General features: G+C 36.2%; 3 protein-coding genes. All 3 read left to right on the forward strand.

Annotation, left to right across the window (positions count from 1 at the left end; all coding sequences use genetic code 11):
- The first annotated feature begins 121 nt into the window (after positions 1–121).
- The 3 genes from ACIPNH_RS06160 to ACIPNH_RS06170 all read left to right on the forward strand — a co-directional run bounded on the left by ACIPNH_RS06160 (position 122) and on the right by ACIPNH_RS06170 (position 3,078).
- Positions 122–244: a hypothetical protein gene (locus tag ACIPNH_RS06160; RefSeq protein ID WP_400772255.1), complete on the forward strand. Its 123-nt coding sequence runs from the start codon at positions 122–124 to the stop codon at positions 242–244.
- 95 nt (positions 245–339) lie between these two features.
- Positions 340–2,727, forward strand: a complete 2,388-nt coding sequence (gene gyrB / locus ACIPNH_RS06165) for a DNA topoisomerase (ATP-hydrolyzing) subunit B (RefSeq protein ID WP_400772257.1) — start codon at positions 340–342, stop codon at positions 2,725–2,727.
- Positions 2,728–2,820: 93 nt separating this feature from the next.
- On the forward strand, positions 2,821–3,078 hold the full coding sequence (locus ACIPNH_RS06170; protein ID WP_400772259.1) for a hypothetical protein: 258 nt from the start codon (positions 2,821–2,823) through the stop codon (positions 3,076–3,078).
- The last annotated feature ends 407 nt before the right edge of the window (positions 3,079–3,485 follow it).

The following is a 3,485-nucleotide window of genomic DNA, read 5'->3' on the forward strand; positions in this document are numbered from 1 at the left end:
ACTCAAATTTAGGTATTCACTGACCGTTCTTGTTATAAATACCAGAATAATAAGCTACTGATATTCTCCATCTTTTTTATCTTTAATCCATCATAGCTAGCGATGCAACAAAGCCATTCCAGTGTCAAGCACTGGAATGACATCATCTGTTGTGCAATTTACCTTCAAAAATGAATGTTCGTACAGTTATGGAAGACACATTGGAATGACACTATTTGCTATCTTCAAAAATAAACATTCGTAAAGTTGTGCTTTTAATATGGGTTATCAGTTTAAAAATGTTGCTAATCAGCATATATGAATGTAATATTAATTAACATTCATAAACGAAGCAATACCATGGAAAATAGTTATAATGCCGATGCAATAAAAATCTTAAGGGGTCTTGATGCTGTAAGGAAACGTCCAGGTATGTACATTGGTGACACTGACGATGGATCTGGCTTGCACCACATGGTATATGAGGTTGTTGATAACGCAATAGATGAATCTTTAGCTGGATATTGTGATCAAATTGAAGTTAGCATAAATAAAGATGGTTCAGTATCTGTAACTGATAATGGTCGTGGCATTCCAACTGACATTCATGAAGAAGAAGGAATATCAGCAGCAGAGGTAATAATGACTCAACTCCATGCTGGTGGTAAATTTGACAGCAATACCTATAAAGTTTCTGGGGGATTACATGGTGTTGGAATCTCAGTTGTGAATGCATTATCAAGCTGGTTGGAATTAACTATTTGGCGCAATAAGAAAGAACACTTTATGCGTTTTGAAGATGGTGAGTCTATTGAACCTTTAAAGGTAGTCAACGAAAATACAAACAAAAGAGGAACTAAAGTCACGTTCATGCCATCAACAGAGACTTTTAATGGCATTAATTTCAGTTACTCAACGCTTGAAAGTCGTATAAGAGAATTAGCATTTTTAAATTCAAATATCGACATTACTTTACGTGATCTGCGCAATGAACCATATACAGAATCTCATTTCAATCAGAGCAATCAATCTAAAGACAATTTTGGTACAGCAAATTTTGTGCAGTATTTAGATAAGAATAAGACACATGTAACTAAAATTGCCAGTATGAAAGGAGATGCAGAAGATCTTGGCATCAGCTTGGAAATATCGATGGAATGGAATGATTCCTACTATGAGAATATGTTGTGCTTCACTAATAATATACGGCAACGAGATGGTGGTACGCATTTGGCAGGATTTAGATCTGCACTAACTAGATGTATCAATACCTATGCAACTAATGAAGGGTTTTTAAAGAAAGCAAAAGTAAATTTAACTGGAGAGGACGTTAGAGAAGGTTTAACTTGTGTTTTATCTCTTAAGATGCCTGATCCTAAGTTTTCTTCACAAACAAAAGATAAACTAGTTAGTTCTGAAGCACGTGCAGTTGTAGAAAGTATAGTTTCTGATAAATTGAGCACAATCCTTGAAACTGATCCCAAATTGGCAGCAAGCATAGTAGAAAGAGCAATCAGGTCAGCAAAAGGAAGAGAAGCTGCAAGAAAAGCGCGCGAGCTAGTTAAAAGCAAAAACAATATTGATATTGCAACTCTGCCAGGAAAGCTTGCTGATTGCCAGGAAAAAGCCCCTGAGTTATCGGAATTATTTATAGTAGAGGGTAATTCAGCAGGTGGTACTGCAAAGCAGGGGCGTAATCGTAAAACACAAGCAGTGCTTGCCTTAAGAGGAAAAATTCTAAACGTAGAACGTGTAAGTTTAAATCGTATTTTTTCATCTGCAGAAATAGGCTCTTTAATCACTGCAATTGGTGCTGGAATAGGGAGTGAACACTTCGATATTGAAAAAGCTAGATATCATAAAATTATCATCATGACAGATGCAGATGTTGATGGTTCACATATAAGAACTTTGATTCTAACTTTCTTTTTTAGACATATGCGTGAAGTTATTGAAAAAGGTTACTTATACATAGCACAGCCACCCCTCTATAAAGTTACAAAGAATGCCAAAGACACTTATATTAAAGATGACGAAACTTTTGAAGAGTATATAATAAACTCAGCAGTTAAAAGATTAACACTAAGTGGTACAGCTACAGAATTTAACAACTTACGCCTTATTTTGAATAAATGCGTTAGCACTTCTAATATTAGCAAAAATTATGATAGAGAAATACCACAAAATCTCTTAGAGTCATTGCTAATTTTAAGTAAAAAGAATGCTCTATCATCGGCTGATGAGATATTAAAGTATTTGAAGTTAATGTACAGCGAATACACTTGGGAAGTGGAAATAAAAGATGAAGAAAAAGAAATTCATATCTCTAAATTGTTTCAAGGATTGGCAGACAAATATATATTTGCACTTAGTATGCTTGAAGGCAAAGATATGCAAAACATATTAAGTTTGCTTGATGGTATAAGTAATTTATTTAATGGTGATTCATTTTTAAAGTCACAAGAAACTGAAATAAGAATCACTTCTCCAAGTACGCTTGCAAAAATAATAATGGACTATGGTAAAAAAGATTTAACTCTGCAGAGATTTAAAGGTCTTGGTGAAATGAATGCTGATCAGCTATGGGATACTACGTTAAATCCTGAGGCTAGAACTTTATTAAAGGTTGAAATAAAAGATTGTGAAGAAGCTGATTCCATATTTTCAATATTAATGGGTGATATAGTTGAACCACGCCGTGATTTTATTAATAGCAATGCACTTAATGTGCATGATGTTGATATTTGAACTTTTAGCAAAATGTACGAACGTTACGGGTTTAAGCAAAGACTGTGTCATTCAAGTAGCTGACACTGGTTCCTTTATAACGTTGTCATTCCAGTGCTTGACACTGGAATCCAGGTTGCTCACAAGCAAACTAGCATAGAAAGTGGTTACAACGTTTTCGATGAGATTGCAGAAAGGCTGGATTCCAGTGTCAAGCACTGGAATGAAAGCAGTCCTACGTCATGCCGCGATTCATTCGCGGTATCTCTAGATCCCGCTAACAAGCAGCGGGATGACAGTTGTCAGGGTGTCATCCCACTACCTTCTCCTGTCATCCCAGTGCCTCCCTCCCCTGTCATCCAAGTAGCTTGACACTTGTATCTTTATGATGTGAGGCATTAGAGCTAAAATACCTCACAGGGAGGGTGAAGCTGATGCACCGCTAATGCCATTAAGGCCGAATCCCAGATTTTGCTTCCCTCCCATAGAGTTATAGCTCTTCTCATAATAATCCCAATAAGGTAAGAATGGATTTATGGTAGAGGGGTTTGTATGCCAGCAGCGTATAGTTACGACTTAAGGAAAAAAGCAATGGAAGCAATGGAAGCATTGGATGAAGGAGAAAGTAGAGCAACTGTTGCCAAGTGACCTTACCCAGAAAAAGTGGAGAGAAAGAAAGGAGTTTTTTCGGGTAAAATAAAATTTTGGAGGATTAGAAATGGTAAGAGAATATACGGCAGAATTCAAATTGGAAGCTGTTAAGCTGGCAAATGAACAAA

Origin of the sequence: Wolbachia endosymbiont of Drosophila barbarae (assembly GCF_044752445.1) — a bacterium.
GTDB classification, from domain to species: domain Bacteria; phylum Pseudomonadota; class Alphaproteobacteria; order Rickettsiales; family Anaplasmataceae; genus Wolbachia; species Wolbachia pipientis.